Consider the following 20,562-nt stretch of genomic DNA (forward strand, 5'->3'; position numbering starts at 1 on the left):
AGCTGTTGATATGAAAGTATTAGTGATCGGTGCATATGGACAAATTGGACAACATATTTTATCTGTCCTGGACAAGAGCGAACATCAAGCAAAGGCGATGATTCGCAACGAAAATCAGGCGAATGAACTAGAACATTTAGGGGCGGAGGTTGTTGTTGCCGATTTAGAACAGGATTTTTCTTATGCTTTTGACGGTTGCGATGCGGTGATTTTTACCGCTGGTTCCGGTGGCCATACCGGTCCTGAAAAAACGGAATTGGTGGATCGCCAAGGTGCTATGAAGGCGGTGAACGAGGCAGAAAATAATCATGTAAAGCGTTTTATCATGGTCAGTTCAATGAATGCTGATACCCCTGATAATGGTCCGGAGTCCATGAAATATTATTTCAAAGCAAAAGGCGATGCGGACAAAAACCTGCAATCCAGCCATTTGAATTATACCATTCTCCGTCCCGGAAGGTTATTAAACGAACCTGCCAATGGGACCATTACCGCGGCGGAACATATCGAAGACCGTTCCAATGGCATTCCGCGTGCTGATGTAGCGCAGGTTGCTGTCACTTCACTAGATACAGAAAATACATCCCATCGGGTGTTTGAAATTCTCTCAGGCGATGTTCCGATTGAAGAGGCACTAAGGAATATCTAAGGAATTTGCGAGTAATGAAAGTATTTATATGATATGCGATAGGTTGTTTTTATTATAGGAAATTTTTGTAAAATAATCTTTTTTAAGGTTGAAGTTATAAAGGGGAGGCAAAAACGTTGAATGAAAAATACCAGCCATTATTTGAATCCTTTTCTTTTCCGAATGGTACCCGATTGAAGAATCGTGTGATCATGGCCCCCATGACCAACTGGTCCTCAAATTCGGACGGAACGGTTTCTGATGATGAAGTGAAATATTATAAACGTCGTTCAAAAGGGGTCAGCATGGTCGTCACAGCCTGTGCCAATGTGACAGCAGGCGGCAAAGGCTTCTCCGGCGAAATTGGCGTGCACAATGATGATATGATCCCGGGATTAAGAAGGTTGGCGACAACGATTCAAGATCAAGGCGCCAAAGCGGTCTTGCAAATTTATCATGGCGGACGGTTGTGTCCACCGGATTTAGTCCCAAATGGGGACATTGTCAGTGCTAGTGCAGTTCCGGCAGGAGAGAACGAACCGGTTCCCCGTGCATTAGAGGATGGCGAAATCAAGGAAATCATTCATGCGTATGGGGAGGGCGCCCGTCGAGCCATTCAAGCCGGATTCGACGGGGTTGAAATCCATGGAGCGAATGGATACCTGATCCATCAGTTCTTTTCTCCTCATTCAAATCATCGTGACGACCACTGGGGTGGAAGCCTGAAAAAACGAATGAACTTTCCACTGGCTGTCATCAATGAGATCCAGAAAACCGTGGGTGACCACGCAAAAGATCCATTCATCGTGGGGCACCGGCTTTCTCCTGAAGAACCCCAAACTCCAGGTATTACAATGGCGGACACGTTGGAATTCGTCGATGTTTTAGCCGATCAGGAACTGGATTACATTCATGTTTCACTAATGAATTTTTGGTCCCGTCCTAGACGAGGCTTGGAAGATACACGTTCACGCTTAGACATCATCCAAGATCGTGTAGGGAACAAAGTCCCTGTTGTCGGAGTAGGCTCCATCTACTCAGCCGAGGATGCCCGATCCGCAATCCAAAGCGATGTACCTTTGCTAGCTTTAGGACGCGAACTTATTATAGATCCCGACTGGGTAGGCAAAATCGAACAAGGAAAGGCTTCCGATATTGAGACGATTTTAGATACAAATGGTCAAGATCGGCTGGTCGTACCGAATCCTCTTTGGAAAGCGATTATCCACACCCCTGGATGGTTCCCTGGTGTTGATTAACAGATTTAAAGCCTTTGCCACCTACAAAAAGGTGGCTTTTCATAAGATTGATTCCAATAATAATGGTTACGGACTTTTTAAAAACCTTTCATAACGCCATTATACTCACAAACTGTATATTTTACTGTTATTCTGGTAGATGCCCCATCCAGTTCTTCAGCCGTTCAAGATATCCGTCGACATACCTTCTCTCGAAGAGAGGCTTCAAGCCTTCGTTCTGCCGAATCAACTGGCTTCATACCTCAAAAATAGATGCACTCAGGATTGTTGACGAGATGAATTCGGGAAACGTGGTTCCGTCATTTTCACCCTCCGTTGTAAAGTTGGAATTCATTTGAAAGTTCCCAGCATTTCGTGCCTCAAAGTGTTTATAGCAGAACTTGTCGCGTCGCCCGTTGCGGAAGATAGGTAATCAATTTCAGTAATATTTTAAGGCTACCAACTTTATTGTTATATGACTGACTTTTATGTTAAACAACAACAATAACCATTACGGAAGGTTTTCTAAAAGAAATTTACGATGAATGGTATTAAGATAAAAGTATTCTTCAGCTAAAGGGCGCGCTTCTCGAATAGAAGGCGTCCTTCTTAAGGGTACATTTTTAGTACCAGGTAATAATATCATGTGTTAAAGTGGAATAAGAATAAGGTAAGGAGTGAAATGAATGACTCAATCAAAAGCTCGCATTACAGCCGTTGGAAGTTATGTACCGAAACGTATATTATCTAATGCTGATTTAGAAAAAATTGTTGACACAAATGATGAGTGGATCACTCAGAGAACAGGTATGAAAGAACGTCGCATAACAGAGGAAAATGAATTTACATCCGATTTATGTATTAAGGCGGTGGAAAAAATAGTACAAGATTATAATAAGAATCTTGACGATGTTGATTTAATTATTGTTTCCACCTCTACAGCAGATTACGCATTTCCAAGTGTAGCTTGTCAAGTTCAAGAACATTTTAACTTGAAAAGTACTGGTGCATTTGATTTGAATGCGACATGTGCTGGGTTTACATATGGGTTACACGTAGCCAATGGTTTAATTACCTCCGGACTTCACAAAAAAATATTGGTAATTGGGGGAGAGACGTTATCGAAAGTTACGGATTACACTGATCGTTCGTCATGTGTTCTGTTCGGCGATGGGGCTGGCGCGGTATTAGTTGAATATGATGAACAAAACCCCAGTTTTATATCTTCTGTTTTAGGGACGAATGGGGAAGGTGGGATCCATCTTTATCGTACTGGATTGTCAAAGCAAATGAATGGTATGGATTTGCTTGGGAATGGAAATATGGTTCAGAATGGGCGCGAAGTATATAAGTGGGCGGTACGAATGGTTCCAATTGGTCTCCAGACATTGTTAGAAAGAGCAAATTTAAAAACAGAAGACATTGATTGGTTTGTACCTCATAGCGCAAATTTAAGAATGATTGAATCTATTGGTGAAAAATCACATATTAGTATGGACAACACATTATACAGTGTTGAAAATATGGGAAATACTTCATCGGCATCGATACCATTAGCACTCGACCTCGGAATAAAAGAAGATAAATTACATTATGATGATACGGTTATCCTGTATGGATTTGGCGGGGGACTCACATATACCGGATTGATTGTTAAATGGGGAGTTCCTGACCGATCAAAAACCACTCAAAAGTAATAAATACTTGATTGCAACTATTCCTCAAACGGGCGCTAATCTTTAATAAGGATTGGCGCCAAAATTGCATATAAGGGCCATTTTGTGCAATAAGAAAACTTTTAAATTTATATAATGAAATGGGGATTTGAGCGTGAAAATTTTTGATTCGCATTTCCATATTATTGATTTTGACTTTCCAATTATAGAAAACCAAGGATATATACCACCGAGCTATGTTGCGTCAGATTATCAAAAGGAAACTGCTGATTTGAATGTGCAGGGTGGAGCGATTGTATCTGGCTCTTTCCAAGGATTTGATCAAGATTACTTGTTGAAGGCACTTAAACAAATGGGTTCAACATTTTGCGGTGTTACGCAATTGCCGTTTACTGTGACAGATGATGAAGTCTTGAACTTACACAACAAAGGGGTAAGGGCATTACGATTTAATATCAAACGAGGTGGATCAGAAGCTTTATCAAAACTCGACTACTTTGCAAGAAGAGTTTATGATCTGGCTGGGTGGCACAGTGAACTTTATATTGATGCAAAAGAGTTGCCCGAAATTGCGTCAACGATTGAAAGATTACCTGCCATATCGATTGACCACTTAGGACTATCTGAAGAAGGGTTACCACATTTATTAAGATTAGTGGATAAAGGGATTAGAGTTAAAGCCACTGGTTTTGGTCGTGTGCAATTTAATATCCAGAATGTCTTAAAATCAATTTATGATGTTAACCCAGATGCCCTTATGTTTGGAACAGATTTACCATCTACAAGAGCGAAAAGACCTTTTGAGTATGGAGATATTGAATTGATACAGCAACTATTTGACGAACAAGCTGCTGAAAAAATTCTGTACACGAATGCTTATCAATGGTATTTCAAATAATTTACTTATTCCTCAATCGGGCACTGTAATTGAATTAGAGCAGCGCCCGTGTTTCTTATAAGAGCCAGAGTGTTGATTTGTTGTGTCAAAAGTAAGAAAATATTTGTAGATGCTTTAGCTTCATCTTAATCCCCAAGAGGAGGGGGATTTATGAATGACAATAAATTGTATAATCAACTCGTAGAATACTTTGAACGTCAACTTTGACGCACACTATCCAAAAAGGAAGAAACTTTTGTTCAATGGATGGCACATCAAAATAGTGTAGATTGTGACAATAATAGAAATGGTGAGTGATTAAAATATGTCCCTAAAACTATTGTGTAATTATGTCCTTTCAGAGGCTTATGAAAAGGCAAGGCAGGAAGGTTTAGATGAGGATTTTATTGATTTGCTTAAAAATGAATTGAATCATCGTGATTTATTGGATTTGGATCAGGATATTGTAATTAATTAAACAAGACGATCGGGCGCCATTCTTGAATAAAAGATTGACGCCCGTGTCATATATATAAGGGTCAATTGTTGAATGAAACTTTTTGGACTAATCCCATAGGTGTAGTCAAAGGATGCTTTCAACTTTTAAAGAGGGGGCAGTCTTATTTTTTATCCTGCTTCTTATCCAATATGGATCTTAGTTCTTTAATATCCTCTTCAGACAGGTCTTCATCCTGAATGAATTGAACGAGCATCGATTTCAAGGTGCCGTCATAGAATCGTTTTACAAAGGAGTCTGTTTTGGCACGTTGGCACTCGTCTTGGGAATAAAACGGGTAGAATGTATAAACTCTCTGATTTTTATGGACGCCGACAACTTCTTTTTTAGTGAGCCGATCCAACAGTGTACGTACGGTTTTCGGCTTCCAGTTCGTCTGTGCTTGCAAGGATGAAATGATATCATTTGCTGTTTGCGGCGCCTTTTCCCAGAGAACTTTTAAGACTTCCCATTCCGACTCTGAAATAGTGGGTATTTTATTCGTCACGTTATTCCCTGCCTTTACCTTTTAAATAGATGCCTTTATCGTACAAAATGGATTTCGTAATTTCAGCAGCTATACTGCCACTGCCATGATGGTCGCTTTCAATATTAGTTGCGAAAAAATACGTATTGTTTTCTGTTTCTACATATCCAATGAACCAGCCATTCACATTTTTCCCGTTGACCGTTCCTGTGCCGGTTTTGCCATAGAGTGTTGCACTGTCTTTCGTCTCCAGTTTGATGGCATCTTTTATGAATTGAATGTTCTTACCATCAAATCCAAATTGGTTTGTATAAAAGTCTTTGAGTGTCTGCACCTGCTCAATCGGTGAAATTTTTAAGGAAGATTCAAGCCAATAGTCTTCGGTTCCACCCGACAGATTCTGATTGCCGTACTGTATTTTATCAAGGTAAGATTCAATGTTTTTCATTTGTACCTTTTTGTCCAGTTGCTGGAAGTACCAAGTTACGGAATTTTCCATTGCAGTAAGTAAATTTTGATTCTGGTTCCAGCTTTGATAAGGATACGAGTTCCCATTCCACTTCATGGAGTTGTCATTTCGTGCGATGACTTCGGACTCTAATGCAAATAGTGCACTGTAAATTTTGTACGTGGAATTTGGCGAAACCCGTAATGTGCTTTTGTCTTTATTATAGATATTGTATTGTTCCTCCTGCAAATCGTACAGTACAAAACTACCTTCATATCCACTGAAAAATGCGCTTAAATCCTCATACATTGTCTGCTTATTGTCGAAATCAATCCTATCATCACCATAAGGCATTGCAGAAACAATTGGTATCTGACTCACGACAATTCCGACAAGAAGTATAAAAACCAGGATGCTTTTCAGTTTTAGTAGCTTTGTTTCAGATCTAAAGGCTGCAATACGTTCAATCCGTTTTTTTAATTGTTTTTTTGAACTAGCGATTTGGTTAACCATTGAGAAATGCCTTGGAAGATAGGATTTATCCGCAAACATAATAATCGTGTTTCCGTATGCTGCATGCTGGTATTGATCCAATGTATTTAGGACAGCACTGTCACACGCGATTTCTCGGTCCAACCGCATTTCCCTGAACGCCATCCAGATCAGTGGATTAAACCAGTATAAAATCTGGAATAAGACGATCAGATAATTTATGGCAATGTCTTTATATTTATAGTGATGTAATTCATGCAGCAAAATGTATTTTATTTCATCCATGGACAGCCACGCTTCAGCATGACTCGGCAAGACTATATAGGTTTTAAATATCCCGAACGTCAATGGTGATTTGATCAATGGCGATTCTCCCAATACCAGTGGTCGTGATACATTCAACAGTTGTTTGCACTGTTTGAATAATGATAGAACCCTGCTATTCGTTAGCAGGATTATGGACTTTTTAATTTGTCGCAGTTTTATCCATGCGTGAATGGAGAGAGCAATCATCACGAGCATGCCTACAATCCATGTGATGGTTAAAACGTGATTCAAAAATGTCAAATCAATCCGGTTAACGGATGTTGAAAAATCGTGCATCCAATTTCCATTTTCCCATGATCTAGGGTTTTCGGTTGTAGTCACAGATGGTAACGGATTACTGTTTTGGTTCCCGTTCCACGTGAACTTATCTCCGAAGTTTAATAATTGGGTTGGAATATAAGGTAATAGTAAAGCGATTAGTAACAGGAACCAGAGATTATATTTCCATTTGGATGACAATTGGTTCTTAAAAATCTTTCGGATCAGCATGATAGCGATGATCATGATAGAAGATATGAACATACTAACAGCCAGATGGAGGACAGACATTTCTTTATCTCCTTAATCGCGAAGGTATTTACACAAAGCGCCTCTATTTTACCACTCAAGTCCATTTTATTGTTATGGAAAGAAATGCAAAAAAAGAAGGGTCACACATGCCGTCCCTGACTGGCATGTGTGTCCCGGATTTTCTTATTTAAAAGCGTTCAGTGTGATTTCGGCAGCCTTTGCAATCAGTGCATCATCATATTCGGCATTCTCTGTATCGTGCCGGGACATAATTGCAATGACGATTGGTTCTTTGTTCGGTGGCCATACAACGGCAATGTCATTTCTTGTTCCGTAGGTTCCGGCTCCGCTTTTATCAACAACTGTCCACTTTTCAGGTGCGCCTGCACGTATTAATGGATCTCCTGATTCATTGCCTGTCATCCAGTCGATAAGCAATTCACGTTTATCACCTGGCAGAAAGTCACCAAGGGCGACCTTCTTCAGATTGGTGGCCATAGCTCTCGGTGTGCTTGTATCACGCTTGTTCCCCGGTGTGAATTCATTCAATTCGGTTTCGTATCGTTCAGGCTGGGTAACGTCATCGCCAATGTCACGTAAGGCATGCTCAAATTTATCAGGACCCCCAATCGCCTCAAGTAGAAGATTCCCCGCAGTGTTGTCACTTTTCCGGATGGCCGCTTCACTTATTTCCAACAGCGTCAATCCGGCATCCACATGTTTTTCAGTAACCGGAGAATAAGTAACCAAATCATCATTGGTGTATGTAACGACTTTTTCAAGATTTTCTATGTTGTTTTGCTTAAGCAAGATTGCTGCAGCCAAAGGTTTGAAGGTGGATGAATAGGCAAAACGTTCATTCGGTCGGTATTCGATGGTTTGTTTCGTCCCTGTATCCATTGCATAGACACTGATTTGGGCATCAAACTCATTTTCAAGCTGTACAAACTTTTCATCCTTATTGATCGTTTGCTTTGATTCATTCTCCTTGTCGGATGATGTATCGGTCTTATTACCTGCATTTCCGCACGCGGTAAGTATTGTTAGTAACAGCAACGTTATGGACAGTGTAAACAGGTGCATACCGATTTTGGATGGGCTCGTTTTTCTCATATTGGTACCTTCTCTCTATTAGATTGAATTGCTCATATTTGTTTTCTTCGTTTACCAACCGTTATTTGTAAGCATTTTATACCTCCTTATTAACTCTATGACTACAACTGTAGTGTAATACTACAGTTGTAGTCTATAAAATGTCAAGCTAAAATTTAAAAGTAGTTTGACACAATCTTGAAGTGTTTTTCTGTGAAAGTGGAGAATGGTGTGGGCAAGTATGTCATGGAATAGGAAAAGGTATCGATTACAAAGATGAGGGCGCAGATCGTGGAATAAAGGAAGGATAGGATTTTTAGGTGGATCTTATATGTTAAAATATTATTATTCACTTTGGGGAGTGAGATGTAAATGGAAAATAACACTGCAACCGAATTATGGAATGACTATTCGCGGAGGAATTATTATGATTAAGCGCATCACCATTATAACCCTTATTGCTATCATCGCTCTTGGGGCGGCTTTCTTTTTCATTCGTTCATTGGCTGATAATACAAATGGTAAACAAGCAGACCAACAACCAAAGAATCCATCATCGGGTCATGAAAATGTAGAGATCCAGGAGCCGGAAGAAGCTTTGGACAACATATTCAACTTAGCCAAACAAGGAAAAATCCCGGAAAGCAATATCGTTGTCGGTGAAACGACCACCGATGCGGTGCAAGAAACTTTGGGGGAACCGGAAAAGACCACGGATACGGATGTTGGTCGTTTTTTGAACTATCCGTCACATGACATTGATGTCGGTATTACAGAGGGTATTGTGTCTGATATGCGTTCATCACAGGGTCAATTCAAGTCGTTCGATTTTGATACAATTAAATCAAATAAAAAGTCCGATGATACGCGTTACTACCAAAACGAAGATTACAATCAAATCATTCTTGTCTATGAACTTTCCAACAATTATGTCTTGAAATGGGTGTTGCCGAAACCTGCCGATGATTCAGATAACCCTAATGTAGATCATATTTCATTATCAAAAGAAATTAGCGGGAGTGGTGTAACTGATGAGAAAGGTGATAATCCCAGTGATACAGGCAACGATGATATGAGCCTTGATGAAAAAATTGGACAAATGATATTCAGCGGGGTCGATGGAACGGAAATGACCACTGAAACAAAAGACATCATCCAAAAGTACCATGTTGGAGGTATCATTTTATATGCCAATAACATCAACAGTAAGACGCAAACTGTCAACTTTTTAAAAGGGATGAAAGCTGCGAATGCTGACAATTCTTATCCATTATTTTTGGGTGTTGATGAAGAAGGCGGCCGTGTGACACGAATGCCTGATGGAGTGAAAAGCCTGCCGTCGAGCCGTTCGATTGGAGAACTGAGCGACAAGAATGTATCCTTCAATGTCGGTACCATCCTCGGTGAGCAGATGAAGGCACTCGGTTTCAATTTGGACTTCGCGCCTGTCCTCGACGTTAACAGCAATCCAGATAATTCTGTTATCGGAGATCGTTCATTTGGTGACGACCCCGATATTGTCGCCAGGATGGGCATCCAGACAATGAAAGGAGTTCAGAGTGAAGGGATTATTTCAGTTATAAAACATTTTCCTGGGCACGGGGATACGAGCAAAGATTCTCATTTGCAACTCCCAAAGGTTGATAAAAGCTACAAGGAGCTGTCCAAATTAGAACTTATACCTTTCAAAAGAGCCATCTCAGAAGGTGCGGACGTCAGCATGGTTGCACATATCTTGTTGCCAAAAATCGACGCAAATGATCCGGCATCCATGTCAAAAGAAGTGATAACGGGTATTTTGCGGGAGGATTTTAATTTTGATGGCGTCGTCATGACCGACGACTTGACGATGGAGGCAATAACAGATCATTATCATGTCGCACAAGCAGCAGTCCAAGCGGTGAAAGCGGGTGCAGACTCATTGCTTGTTGGACATAACCCGGATTTGATTTCCACTGTTTTTGATAAATTGAAAGAGGCTGTTGAAAATGGAGAAATAAGCGAGGACAGGATAGACGAAAGTGTGGAACGCATCACTGATTTGAAAGAAAATTATCAGCTGTCGAATGAAAAAAAGCGAGTACCCAATTTCCAATCGATTAATAAAAATGTGGAAGCCATTTTGAAAAAGGTATCCTAAAAGTTTTTCAACAGCACATGAGTGAAACTGTACAGCGTTACAGTTGGGAATCCCTGACCCAAAAGGCAGGGTTCCGTGCGAAGGGCGTGACCCATGAAGATCAATGCAAGTAGACTTTCGGATGTCTGTGGAAGTGGACAGATGCTGGATAGAAGTCAGGAATCGACTGATGCCAGGGTGGGACAAACGTATACCGTCCATCGCTTGTGGGAGGAAACAGGGATCGCAAAAAGCTATCAGCCCTGTGTCAATCGCATATTAAGAGGAGAAACAGAACAAAGGAAGATACGAAAGCAATGACGTAAAGGGAGTAAACAGATCATCTGTTTAATGACCTTTATCTCTAAAAGAGACGCCATGGGAGGAGCCACATGCGTAGACCCGCATGTGTGGAGCTGTGAGAGACGTAGTCACTAATGGCTACGCCTACTCGGTTAATCACAAGTAATATCAAAATCCAAGAAGAATTAAACTTGTATATCTGTGGTCTTCCGCTATACGAAGGGCGCGAGAACCGAATAAAAAGTGCGCTGTTTCTTGATTTATGGGCTAGGTTGTGGAGTGAAGTATTGTGCTTAATGATTTTAAAAACAAGCGCTATTGGATACTTATGCCGCCATTTTTAATTAGTACTTTTTGCCTTTCTCCCTAGTATTACACGTATTATTCATTTTTAGTAATTATTGTGTTTTGGATTGTCTACCATAGTTGGAATCATTATGCAGAAAAAAATAAACAAAATAATTTGGAATAGTTACCTTAAGCAATACGATCGGGCGCTTTCACGGAATAAGAACAGAGTCCAAAAGCCAAAGGGGTAGTGTATAATTAAGCTACTATATCAAACATGAAAGGAAGAAGCTTTAAATGGCACAGCTTGAATTGCAGATGTATGACTATAATGAATGGGCAAATAGACAAATTTTCAACCGATTAAGGGAGCTTCCCAAGGATGTTTATCGTCGAGAAGTGCAAAGTGTGTTTTCATCGGTATCTCATATTTTAGCCCATGTTTATCTTTCTGATCTTGGGTGGATAGAAGTTTTTTCCGGTAAAAGTATGAATGATTCATTGATGCTACAAGAGCAGTTAAAAGAGGAAACAGTGTCAAAGAAAATAGAAGAAATGGAAACGATGTTTCTTAAACTTTCAGAACGATACAAGTTATTCCTAAGTAAAATGGAAAACATAGATAAATCTCTTGTGATTGAAAATCCGAATGGTGATTTGATGGAAACAAGTGTATTTGAGCAAGTGCCCCATGTTGTGAATCATGGAACATATCATCGTGGCAATATTACTGCTATGTTAAGACAGATGGGTTATGCTTCTGTTCCGACAGATTATGGCCTTTATTTATATTTAAAACAAATGGAGAATAATCAAGAATGAATCTTTAATTTTGATTGTTCATGAATCGGGCGCAAATCCGGAATTGGCGCCTGTACCATATATGGGGAATCAAATTGAACAATAGAAGGGTTTTTGAGCAATCGAGAAGAATTTTTCGCATTTATATGTGATAAACTTAAAAAAATTGATTCTAGAACGTCAATAAGGAGGATTCTCTCATGGCGAGTGCACCAAATAACAAGAGAACGGATTCTGCCTCAAGAGTGATAATGACATCACCGCAAACCATTTATCAGTCATTCTTAAACCCTGAAGCATTGGTTTCTTGGCTTCCGCCAAAAGGAATGTCGGGTCATATTGATATGTTTGAACCCCACGAAGGTGGAACTTATAGAGTGACTCTCACGTACGAAATAGATCAATCAAACCCTGGGAAAACTTCAGAAAACACTGATGTAGCTCAAGGGAAATTTGTGGAGTTGGTTCCGGACAAGCGAATTGTGCAATCAGTAGAATTTGATTCCGAGGACCCGGCGTTCTCGGGCGAGATGACACAGAAATGGCTCTTAGAAGCCATTCCAGAAGGCACAAAGGTCACTATCGTTTGTGAAAACGTACCTGAAGGAATACGAAAAGGGGACCACGACACAGGTTTAAGATCCACACTAGAGAATCTGGCTAACTTCACTGAATAACATGTAAACAATTTTGATGCCTTTGTAAATATCATCAATCTTAAGCAATAGGGCGCTTTCACAGAATAAAGAATGTGCCAACTATTGGCTTCCAGGGCAATTTTGCGGAAGAGTGAACGGAGGTTGACGATGAGATTTGTTAAGCAGTATGGGTTCTTCGTTGTAACAATAGTCCTAACTTTAGTGGGCTATTTAAAACTGAAAAGTAGCGTTAACGATGGGATAGATGCGGCAAATTCATATTTACGCTCTGTGGGAGGTAGTATGGACTCAGCTCAATTTACTGATATCCAGAATACGTTCGTTATATCTAATATCCTTATAGGCGGGATATTGTTTGCGGTAGGATTGACCTTTCTCTGTTTTTCCATTTACAGACTTTTAAAAGAAGTTAGCACATTTTAAAACAATCGGGCGCTTATCAGGAATAAGTAACGGCGTCTGATCCTGCGGAAAAGGGGCATTATGTTGAATAAGACATTAAGAAAGCGAGGATAAGGATGATACCTTTTAAAATTTCTATCGAGCAATATCGAGGGACCTCTTACAATATTGGTTATTTCCAAGGTAAGCATATGAATAAATCATTGATTGAAATGTTCTCAAAAATTGTAAATGAAGATGAAATAGACTTAGCTGGATTAAACAATATATATTCCTTACATGCTCCTCATTTAATTGAAGAATTGCATGGGATAGCTGATGCAATGGATATCCCATTTAAAAAGGCTGCACTATTTGGTGGTTATGGAACTCCTGAAATCCAAGGTATGGGTTGTTCCTCTATTGTGGACAGTAAAATGCTTGTCAGAAACTATGATTTCTCGCCTGAGGTCTATGATGCTCGTCTTGTCCTTGTTCAACCAAATGAAGGGTACGCAAGTGTCGGGCACAGTTTACATGTAATGGGGCGCACAGAAGGAGTTAATGAAAAAGGGCTTGCTGTTGCTTTGCATTTTGTTAATAGTAAAGAAACACAGAATGGACTCACTGCGGGAAGTGTAATAAGGATACTACTTGATACATGTAAGAATACAGAAGAAGCTGTCAATATGATTAAACAATTACCTCATTCTTGGAGTTATAATTTTTCGATTGGCGATTCTGAAGGTAATACAGTTGTGGTTGAAGAATCTCCATTTGATATCAAGGTAAGGAAAGATGAAAATATCTTATTTTGTACAAATCATTTTCAAAGGGAAGAAATGAGCCGATTAAATCGAGAACATATAGAGGGTACTCAGGAACGATTAAACTATCTATCTCGAAGTAATTTAAGGAACAAAAGTGCCCAACGGACTTTTAACACGTTTAGGGATGCAGCAACACCATTGTATAATGAAGCATATAGTGAATTTTTCGGGACACTACATACTTTTGCATACCTATTTGAGGAACACAAGATTTTAACTGCAATTCCTAATGGGGATATCCTGGAAATTGATTTTAAGGAATGGGTTAGAGGCCGGAATCTCACACAAAATGAATTGACAGGCAATCTAAATTACTCTTGACCTTTCTTCAAGAATCGGGCGCATTCGCGGAATAAGAACAGAGTTTAAAAACCAAGAGGGTAGTGTATAATTAAGCTGCTATATCAAACATGAAAGGAAGAGGTTTTAAATGGCACAGCTTGAATTACAGATTTATGACTATAATGAATGGGCAAATAGACAAATTTTCAACCGATTAAAGGAGCTTCCCAACCATGTTTATCGTCAAGAAGTTCAAAGTGTGTTTTCATCGGTATCTCATGTATTAGCCCATGTTTATCTTTCTGATCTTGGATGGCTAGAAGTTTTTTCTGGTAAAAGTATGAATGATTCATTGATGCTACAAGAGCAATTAAAAGAGGAAACAGTGTCAAAGGAAATAGAAGAAATGGAAACGATGTTTCTTAAACTGTCAGAACGATACAAATTGTTCCTAAGTAACATGGAAAACATAGATAAACCTCTTGTTATTGAAAATCCGAATGGTGATTTGATGGAAACAAGTGTGTTTGAGCAAGTGCCCCATGTTGTAAATCATGGAACATATCATCGTGGTAATATTACTGCTATGTTAAGACAGATGGGTTATGCTTCTGTTCCGACAGATTATGGTCTTTATTTATATTTAAAACAAATGGAGAATAATCAAGAATGAATGTTGTGGCAATTTGAATAAAGGAATACATCTTTAATTTTGATTGTTCATGAATCGGGCGCACTTCTGGAACAAGTGCGTCCCCTTTAACTTCGCCATAATATTATGGCTTTTTTTATTGACTTTTTTTGAAATATACCTTATTATTACGTTATACGATATATCATAAAACGTAATAATAATCACAAAGGAGTGACAACGTGGTTGGAAAAAACAAATTCACAGAACCTTCATTGTTAATTTTGATAAGCCTTGCAGAAGAAAATCGTCACGGCTATGCCATTATGGAGGACATTGAAAAAAATTATGATATTAAGTTAGGTCCAGGAACTTTATATGGAGCAATTTCACGTTTAGAGAAGGCAGGATATATAAGTGCTCTTGAATCACAAGACCGTAAAAAGCCTTACAAGTTAACAGAGGAAGGGCATGTATATTTAACTAACCAAATTAAAGAAATTCAAAAAGTAACTACACTTGGTTTGAAAAGGCTCGGTTTAATATGAAGTGGTTTATCTATATGTATCCTAAAAGTTGGAGAGGGCGATATGGCAATGAAATGATTGAAGTCTTAAAACAGACGGATTGGTCATTCAAAGTGGTCTTCGACTTATTATTAGGCATAGCAGACGCTTGGATAATGGAGTTAAATAAAAAGAAAGTTTTGGGATTTCGTATGAGCCAAGTATTATTGCTAATTAGTTTAACAAATGTTTTTGTCATTTTGAAATTGACATCATTAAGGGGGGTTAATGTTATGTTAGAGCAAGTTTCGTTACTTATAGCAATGCTGTCTTTTTTCTTAGCAATTGTTGTTTTAATAGCGAATATGCTTAAGGTTGGGATTATACCTGCACTTTCGATTAAAACTAAGTTAGCTAAAATATCTCTTAGTTTAATGGGATCTTATGCACTTTTCTTTACAATATTTTTAGTGGCAGCAAATTAACTATTCAATAATATGTTCTTACTATAATGGACCCAAGATTTTAGACACGAAAAAAGGAGATGTTAAGGTAGGTATATGAAACGCAAAAGATATACACCAGAATTCAAATCACAAATCGTGTTGGAAATCTTGAAGGAAGAAAAACCAATGAGCCAAATTGCTTCGGAAAACGGAATCCATGTGAACCAACTTCATAAGTGGAAAACACAATTCCTGCAAGAAATGCCGAAGCTCTTTAACAAGCAGAATGAGGACCAGGAAAAAATGAAAGCCGACTATGAAGAAAAGCTTGAAAATCTCTATGCAGAAGTCGGAAAGTTAACCACGCAATTGTCGTGGATCAAAAAAAAATCTGGCATATACCACGACTAGACGGGAACGGATGGAGATGGTGGACTGGGTAGATCCGGAACTGCCTATCTCCCAGCAGGCTAAACTACTCGGAATCAATCGTTCAAGCCTTTACTATAAGCCTGTTCAACCGTCACCGGAAGAGGTTGCCATGAAACATTGGATTGATGAGATTTATACCAAATATCCGTATTTTGGTTCACGCAGGATTGCTGAAATACTAAAGAAAAAAGGAGTGAATATCAACCGTAAAAGAGTGCGGCGTCACATGCGTGAAATGGGTATACAAGCCATTTATCCGGGTCCTAATTTGAGTAAACGCAATCTACAGCACCGTATTTATCCATATCTGCTGAAAGGAGTGAATATTACTCGGCCCAACCAGGTTTGGAGCATTGATATTACATACATTCGCTTGCATAATAGCTGGATGTATCTAACGGCCATTATCGACTGGTATTCCCGTTACATTATCAGTTGGGAACTGGATCAGACGTTGGCAATTGACTTTGTCCTGGATGCCGTACAACACGCATTCACGCACGGTACACCTGAAATATTTAACAGTGATCAAGGCAGTCATTTTACCAGCCCAAAATACATTAATCTTTTAAAAGAGCATCCATCCGTACAAATTAGTATGGACTCAAGGGGGCGGGCATTGGATAATATCATGATTGAACGCTTTTGGAGAAGCCTTAAGTACGAAGAAGTCTATTTAAAGGACTATGGGTCACCAAGAGCGGCAAGAAGCAATATAAGGGATTATATGAACCTTTATAATCATGAACGGCCTCATCAATCATTAGATTATCAAACACCGGCATCTATTTATTTCGGGTAGCCCGTACCGTTATCCTTTCCATCTTGGGCAATTATCTTTCCTGTGCCAGAACCTGTCAAGGGAAAATACGCCCTTGACAGAACCTGACACAAGAAAGAGCTAGTTAGTAAGATGGGAAAGGGAAAACAATGATAACTCACCCCCCACCTTATTTTTATAAAATATGTGTCTTGACAATGGGGTCCACCTTATACAGAATAGAACTAGCATCACATGTTATCTTAACCTATAAGCCTTGATTAGATTATGCCGCAAACGGGCGCGCTTCCGGAATAAGGATCTGCGCCTGTATTGTGCATAAGGGCTAGACTGCGTAAGGTTTACTTAAAAAGGAGTGATTAAGATGCCTTCTTGTCAGAAATGCCATAAAAAATGGAGTTGGAAGCAAACTTTTAAACGTTCTTTTACATTAGGTGGTGGAATGACGTGTCCTTATTGTGGAGAAAAACAATATCTTACTGCCCGTATGAGAAAAAGAAGTACTATAATTCCTTTTATAATAGGGGCTTTAATAATGCTTGCTAATCTTTTCTTCGGTCCTTCCTATGTTTCCATATTTGCACTTTTAGCTTTGCTTCCGTTAGTTTTTATAATCAATCCCTTTTTTGTAGAGCTGTCTAACGAAGAAGAACCACTTTGGTGAATCTTAAGCAAACGGGCGCTTTTCCCTAATAAGGAATTGCGCCAAAAAGGCTGATGACGGAATAACGCTTTTAAGTTATTTGTGAATATTTGTACCAGTATTGTATTGTAATTGCAAGTGCACTGCTATTAGCTTAGCATTCCAGTTCAAAGGAACGAGGGGATATTATCAAAAGATATTTTGTTTTAATTCTAATAGTTGTTTTATTTTTACTAAGTTCCTGCTCTGAAAATGAAGAAGTTGTTAATATTAAAGATAAAAGCGTGTCAGGCCAGCTATTCATTCAAAAAGTTGAGGATAATACAAGTTCTGAAGAAATGACAAAAGTGATAAAGGATAAGCAAAAAATAAAACAAGTATTAACAATGGTTGAAGGACTCAAAGTAAAAGAGACAAATAGTGAAAACATCACTGATCAATTGAAATCACAGAATAATTACTCATTTAATTTTTCTAAGGGTGAAAAACTGGAAACTAGTAAAAGGGTACCATACTCTTTTACCGTGTTAAGTGATGGAACCTTTATATTTCCTTATAAGGATTTTAATTCTTTGCAAAAGCCCAGGATTACCATTGAAAAGCATAAAGAACTATTTAATGATATTAAACAGCTTCTTGAAATAAACTTTTAATGCTTATTCAATCAACGGGCGCACTTCTTGAAGACTTAGCGTCCGTTCATAAGGGTCAGATTATTTAATAATTATTCGAGGTGATGTACTTGTTTGTGAAAGGGCTTAATCACTTTTTGTTTTCTGTTTCTGATTTGAAAAAATCAATAAAGTTTTATCAAGATGTGTTTGATGCTAAATTACTGGTTAAAGGTAGAAGCACTGCCTATTTTGATCTGAATGGTATGTGGTTGGCTCTCAATTTGGAGAAGGATATTCCTCGAAATGAAATTAGTCAATCATACACTCATGTAGCATTTTCGGTTGAAGAGGTCGAATTTGATAGTATATATAACAAATTAGAAGAATTGGAAGTAAACATCCTAACTAGCCGTCCTAGGAATGAAAAAGATAAAAAATCTGTTTATTTCACTGATCCTGATGGCCATAAATTTGAATTTCATACTGGTACTTTGCAGGATAGGTTAGATTATTATAAGCAGGAAAAACCACATATGGAGTTTTATGATTAAAGGAATCTTCCAGAAATGGGCGCGTTTCCAGAACTGGACTGGCGTCCTTTTTGTAAGGGGAATTTTTGTTAAGTAAGAAGGAATTTGATGAAAAATGTTGAAATAGTTAACTAATAAAATTACGTAACCGATGGAATTTGAAGGGAGATAAAAATGTTGTGGAAAGATTTTATTAGTTCTATTTCAAAGGATTGTTATTTCGAAGCCCCCGCAACTGAGCCTGAGATTGCATATATTAAAGAAAATCTTAATGTTGAATTACCAAAAAAATTATTAGAATTATATAGAGAAACTAATGGTGTTTTTAATAAAAGTGAGTATGAAAATTATCCATTAATTTGGCCAACTTCCCGGATAATAAAAGAAAACTTGTTTTTAAGAAACTTTGACGAGTACAAGGATATATTTATGCCTTTCAATCATTTATTATTTTTTTCTGACTCCGGAACTGGTGATTTATTTGGTTATCCAATTTTTAATGGCATAATTCATACAGATTCTATATTTGTATGGGATCACGAAGATGATAGTCGTAACATGATTGCATCATCAATAGAAGATTTTATAAAGCGGTGGATTGCTGGTAAGATTCGGTACTAATAGCAGTATTTTAACTGTGATTCTGCAACAATAGGGCGCAATCCTTGAATAAACGAGATATTTAATGAACGTTAATAAATGTGAATGGATTCAGGAGTGATTTATATTTTTGATTTCTTAGTGATCTTCGGAGCAGCCATTGTTGGAGGTATAGTCACTGTAGTTGGTTCAGTTATTGTATTAGGAAAAAAAGCTACAGAGCCCAAAAATGAACTTCGGCAAAAAGTTAATAACCTTGAAAAAGAAATTGAAGAATTAAAAGGAAGAAAGTAATTGGATCCGTGAGATTGAATCGGTTTCATTGTTACGAACGGGCGCATTTCTTGAAAAGAGCATTAATGTAAAGAGGGCTGGTAAACAATGGATTTTTTGTTTTTAATTTTAATTTTAATTGGTATCTTTCTTGTATTTGATGCAATACGGAAAGTTAACAATAACATACTTGAACAGACTGAAGAACTAAAAAGAATACGTGAAGAATTGAAGAAAAATAATAAAGAGTAGACTATTAATCATCAGCAATACTGGATAACTATTCCGTAAAAAGGGCGCTTCCGTAGTAAAGATTAGCGTGTCTTTGCTGTATATAACTATGTTGTGGAAGCTGTTATTTATGAAATTCATAACTTTAGGGAGGAATTATCATTCTTAAGGCAGTTTTATTTGATTTAGACGGTACTTTATTAAATCGGGATGAGTCATTGAAAATATTTATAGATAAACAGTATGAGCGATTAAATGAATGGTTACCTCAAATCCCTAAAGAAAAATACATACAAAGGTTTATTGAACTCGATAATCGCGGATATGTTTGGAAAGATAAAGTGTATCACCAGTTAATTAATGAGTTCGGTATTGAAGAGATCACATGGGAGGACTTACTTCGGGATTACCTTACCTACTTTAAAGAGAATTGTGTGCCATTCTCAAATCTTATTAGTATGTTAGGAGAATTAAAAAGAAATAACATCCTAATCGGGATAATTACGAATGGAAAAGGACAGTTTCAAATGGACAATATTAAGGCTTTAGGTATTGATAAATATACCGATACCATTCTTATATCTGAGTGGGAAGGTGTAAAAAAGCCTGCACCCAAGATTTTTAAAACAGCATTAGAAAAGCTTGATGTGTCTGCCAAAGAAAGTGTTTTCATAGGAGACCATCCTGTAAAAGATGTGAGAGCCGCTCAGAGTGTTGGAATGAGAACCATTTGGAAAAGAGACCATCAATGGGATAATGTAAAATCTGATTTTATAGTTGATGATTTAGGAGAAATACCTCAAATCATCAACCAATCAAATTCGGTGCCTTATTAACTTAAAAGGTATTGCCGGGAACATCGGTAATCCCTATGACACTCTTAAGCAATACCAGCCAATAGCTGTCAACACTTAGGACTAAAAAAGTTCGAAAATACATGT

At 38.2% G+C, this 20,562-nt stretch carries 23 protein-coding genes; 20 read left to right on the plus strand and 3 right to left on the minus strand.

Annotated features, from left to right (window positions below; genetic code table 11):
* Positions 1-10: 10 nt before the first annotated feature.
* The 5 genes from ON01_RS00910 to sda all read left to right on the plus strand — a co-directional run bounded on the left by ON01_RS00910 (position 11) and on the right by sda (position 4,897).
* A complete protein-coding gene (locus tag ON01_RS00910) occupies positions 11-649 on the plus strand; it encodes an SDR family oxidoreductase (RefSeq protein WP_010529126.1) in 639 nt (212 codons plus the stop codon).
* Positions 650-765: 116 nt separating this feature from the next.
* On the plus strand, positions 766-1,887 hold the full coding sequence (locus ON01_RS00915; protein ID WP_010529127.1) for an NADH-dependent flavin oxidoreductase: 1,122 nt from the start codon (positions 766-768) through the stop codon (positions 1,885-1,887).
* A 665-nt stretch (positions 1,888-2,552) separates the two neighbouring features.
* On the plus strand, positions 2,553-3,563 hold the full coding sequence (locus ON01_RS00920; RefSeq protein WP_010529128.1) for a ketoacyl-ACP synthase III: 1,011 nt from the start codon (positions 2,553-2,555) through the stop codon (positions 3,561-3,563).
* Between the two features lie 133 nt (positions 3,564-3,696).
* Positions 3,697-4,440, plus strand: a complete 744-nt coding sequence (locus tag ON01_RS00925; RefSeq protein WP_010529129.1) for an amidohydrolase family protein — start codon at positions 3,697-3,699, stop codon at positions 4,438-4,440.
* A 304-nt stretch (positions 4,441-4,744) separates the two neighbouring features.
* Entirely contained in the window at positions 4,745-4,897 is a 153-nt protein-coding gene (gene sda, locus ON01_RS18690) for a sporulation histidine kinase inhibitor Sda (RefSeq protein ID WP_082684220.1), read from the plus strand.
* A 142-nt stretch (positions 4,898-5,039) separates the two neighbouring features.
* On the opposite strand, the gene blaI is transcribed toward sda, so the two are convergent.
* The 3 genes from blaI to bla all read right to left on the minus strand — a co-directional run bounded on the left by blaI (position 5,040) and on the right by bla (position 8,292).
* Positions 5,040-5,423, minus strand: a complete 384-nt coding sequence (blaI, locus tag ON01_RS00930) for a penicillinase repressor BlaI (protein ID WP_010529130.1) — start codon at positions 5,421-5,423, stop codon at positions 5,040-5,042.
* 1 nt (position 5,424) lies between these two features.
* On the minus strand, positions 5,425-7,218 hold the full coding sequence (locus ON01_RS00935; RefSeq protein ID WP_010529131.1) for a BlaR1 family beta-lactam sensor/signal transducer: 1,794 nt from the start codon (positions 7,216-7,218) through the stop codon (positions 5,425-5,427).
* Positions 7,219-7,362: 144 nt separating this feature from the next.
* A complete protein-coding gene (gene bla, locus ON01_RS00940) occupies positions 7,363-8,292 on the minus strand; it encodes a class A beta-lactamase (protein WP_010529132.1) in 930 nt (309 codons plus the stop codon).
* Between the two features lie 406 nt (positions 8,293-8,698).
* Between bla and nagZ the strand changes: the two genes are divergently transcribed.
* From nagZ to ON01_RS01025, 15 genes are all read left to right on the plus strand, one after another.
* Positions 8,699-10,411: a beta-N-acetylhexosaminidase gene (gene nagZ / locus ON01_RS00945; protein ID WP_040912187.1), complete on the plus strand. Its 1,713-nt coding sequence runs from the start codon at positions 8,699-8,701 to the stop codon at positions 10,409-10,411.
* A 93-nt stretch (positions 10,412-10,504) separates the two neighbouring features.
* Positions 10,505-10,711, plus strand: coding sequence for a hypothetical protein (locus tag ON01_RS00950; RefSeq protein WP_010529134.1), 207 nt, complete (start codon positions 10,505-10,507; stop codon positions 10,709-10,711).
* 567 nt (positions 10,712-11,278) lie between these two features.
* Positions 11,279-11,803 (plus strand): DinB family protein, encoded by a 525-nt coding sequence (locus ON01_RS00955; protein WP_010529135.1) that lies wholly within the window; start codon positions 11,279-11,281, stop codon positions 11,801-11,803.
* 179 nt (positions 11,804-11,982) lie between these two features.
* The gene (locus tag ON01_RS00960) at positions 11,983-12,459 is read left to right on the plus strand and encodes an SRPBCC domain-containing protein (protein WP_010529136.1); all 477 of its coding nucleotides are present in this window, start codon (positions 11,983-11,985) and stop codon (positions 12,457-12,459) included.
* Between the two features lie 500 nt (positions 12,460-12,959).
* Positions 12,960-13,973 carry a C45 family autoproteolytic acyltransferase/hydrolase gene (locus tag ON01_RS00970; RefSeq protein WP_010529138.1) on the plus strand — a complete coding sequence of 338 codons (1,014 nt, stop codon included), beginning with the start codon at positions 12,960-12,962 and terminating at the stop codon, positions 13,971-13,973.
* Positions 13,974-14,082: 109 nt separating this feature from the next.
* A complete protein-coding gene (locus ON01_RS00975) occupies positions 14,083-14,607 on the plus strand; it encodes a DinB family protein (protein WP_010529139.1) in 525 nt (174 codons plus the stop codon).
* 200 nt (positions 14,608-14,807) lie between these two features.
* A complete protein-coding gene (locus ON01_RS00980) occupies positions 14,808-15,113 on the plus strand; it encodes a PadR family transcriptional regulator (RefSeq protein WP_010529140.1) in 306 nt (101 codons plus the stop codon).
* Positions 15,114-15,127: 14 nt separating this feature from the next.
* Positions 15,128-15,556: a hypothetical protein gene (locus ON01_RS00985; protein ID WP_245544958.1), complete on the plus strand. Its 429-nt coding sequence runs from the start codon at positions 15,128-15,130 to the stop codon at positions 15,554-15,556.
* 75 nt (positions 15,557-15,631) lie between these two features.
* A protein-coding gene (locus ON01_RS00995) for an IS3 family transposase (RefSeq protein ID WP_138919703.1) occupies positions 15,632-16,751 on the plus strand; the annotation gives its coding sequence in 2 pieces (ribosomal slippage) (positions 15,632-15,900 and positions 15,899-16,751; 1,122 coding nt in all).
* 343 nt (positions 16,752-17,094) lie between these two features.
* Complete coding sequence (locus ON01_RS01000) at positions 17,095-17,394, plus strand: TIGR04104 family putative zinc finger protein (protein WP_010529144.1); 300 nt, start codon at positions 17,095-17,097, stop codon at positions 17,392-17,394.
* Positions 17,395-17,657: 263 nt separating this feature from the next.
* Positions 17,658-18,026 (plus strand): hypothetical protein, encoded by a 369-nt coding sequence (locus ON01_RS01005; RefSeq protein WP_010529145.1) that lies wholly within the window; start codon positions 17,658-17,660, stop codon positions 18,024-18,026.
* 83 nt (positions 18,027-18,109) lie between these two features.
* Positions 18,110-18,538: a FosM family fosfomycin resistance protein gene (gene fosM, locus ON01_RS01010; protein WP_425357493.1), complete on the plus strand. Its 429-nt coding sequence runs from the start codon at positions 18,110-18,112 to the stop codon at positions 18,536-18,538.
* 156 nt (positions 18,539-18,694) lie between these two features.
* A complete protein-coding gene (locus ON01_RS01015; RefSeq protein ID WP_010529147.1) occupies positions 18,695-19,138 on the plus strand; it encodes an SMI1/KNR4 family protein in 444 nt (147 codons plus the stop codon).
* Positions 19,139-19,222: 84 nt separating this feature from the next.
* Entirely contained in the window at positions 19,223-19,411 is a 189-nt protein-coding gene (locus ON01_RS01020) for a coiled-coil domain-containing protein (RefSeq protein ID WP_029328933.1), read from the plus strand.
* Between the two features lie 371 nt (positions 19,412-19,782).
* Positions 19,783-20,457: an HAD family hydrolase gene (locus ON01_RS01025; RefSeq protein WP_029328934.1), complete on the plus strand. Its 675-nt coding sequence runs from the start codon at positions 19,783-19,785 to the stop codon at positions 20,455-20,457.
* Positions 20,458-20,562: the final 105 nt, after the last annotated feature.

This window comes from Lentibacillus jeotgali, from assembly GCF_000224785.1.
Lineage (GTDB): Bacteria > Bacillota > Bacilli > Bacillales > Amphibacillaceae > Lentibacillus > Lentibacillus jeotgali.

What these genes read in the sequence shown, in the direction of transcription:
- ON01_RS00920 (WP_010529128.1), top strand. Translation starts at nt 2,553, where the DNA reads ATGACTCAATCAAAAGCTCGCATTACAGCCGTTGGAAGTTATGTACCG.
- ON01_RS00960 (WP_010529136.1), top strand. Translation starts at nt 11,983, where the DNA reads ATGGCGAGTGCACCAAATAACAAGAGAACGGATTCTGCCTCAAGAGTG.
- ON01_RS00985 (WP_245544958.1), top strand. Translation starts at nt 15,128, where the DNA reads ATGTATCCTAAAAGTTGGAGAGGGCGATATGGCAATGAAATGATTGAA.
- ON01_RS00955 (WP_010529135.1), top strand. Translation starts at nt 11,279, where the DNA reads ATGGCACAGCTTGAATTGCAGATGTATGACTATAATGAATGGGCAAAT.
- ON01_RS00910 (WP_010529126.1), top strand. Translation starts at nt 11, where the DNA reads ATGAAAGTATTAGTGATCGGTGCATATGGACAAATTGGACAACATATT.
- ON01_RS00935 (WP_010529131.1), bottom strand. Translation starts at nt 7,218, where the DNA reads ATGTCTGTCCTCCATCTGGCTGTTAGTATGTTCATATCTTCTATCATG.
- nagZ (WP_040912187.1), top strand. Translation starts at nt 8,699, where the DNA reads ATGATTAAGCGCATCACCATTATAACCCTTATTGCTATCATCGCTCTT.
- fosM (WP_425357493.1), top strand. Translation starts at nt 18,110, where the DNA reads ATGTACTTGTTTGTGAAAGGGCTTAATCACTTTTTGTTTTCTGTTTCT.
- ON01_RS00950 (WP_010529134.1), top strand. Translation starts at nt 10,505, where the DNA reads ATGAAGATCAATGCAAGTAGACTTTCGGATGTCTGTGGAAGTGGACAG.
- sda (WP_082684220.1), top strand. Translation starts at nt 4,745, where the DNA reads ATGTCCCTAAAACTATTGTGTAATTATGTCCTTTCAGAGGCTTATGAA.
- ON01_RS00975 (WP_010529139.1), top strand. Translation starts at nt 14,083, where the DNA reads ATGGCACAGCTTGAATTACAGATTTATGACTATAATGAATGGGCAAAT.
- bla (WP_010529132.1), bottom strand. Translation starts at nt 8,292, where the DNA reads ATGAGAAAAACGAGCCCATCCAAAATCGGTATGCACCTGTTTACACTG.
- ON01_RS00970 (WP_010529138.1), top strand. Translation starts at nt 12,960, where the DNA reads ATGATACCTTTTAAAATTTCTATCGAGCAATATCGAGGGACCTCTTAC.
- ON01_RS01000 (WP_010529144.1), top strand. Translation starts at nt 17,095, where the DNA reads ATGCCTTCTTGTCAGAAATGCCATAAAAAATGGAGTTGGAAGCAAACT.
- ON01_RS01020 (WP_029328933.1), top strand. Translation starts at nt 19,223, where the DNA reads ATGGATTCAGGAGTGATTTATATTTTTGATTTCTTAGTGATCTTCGGA.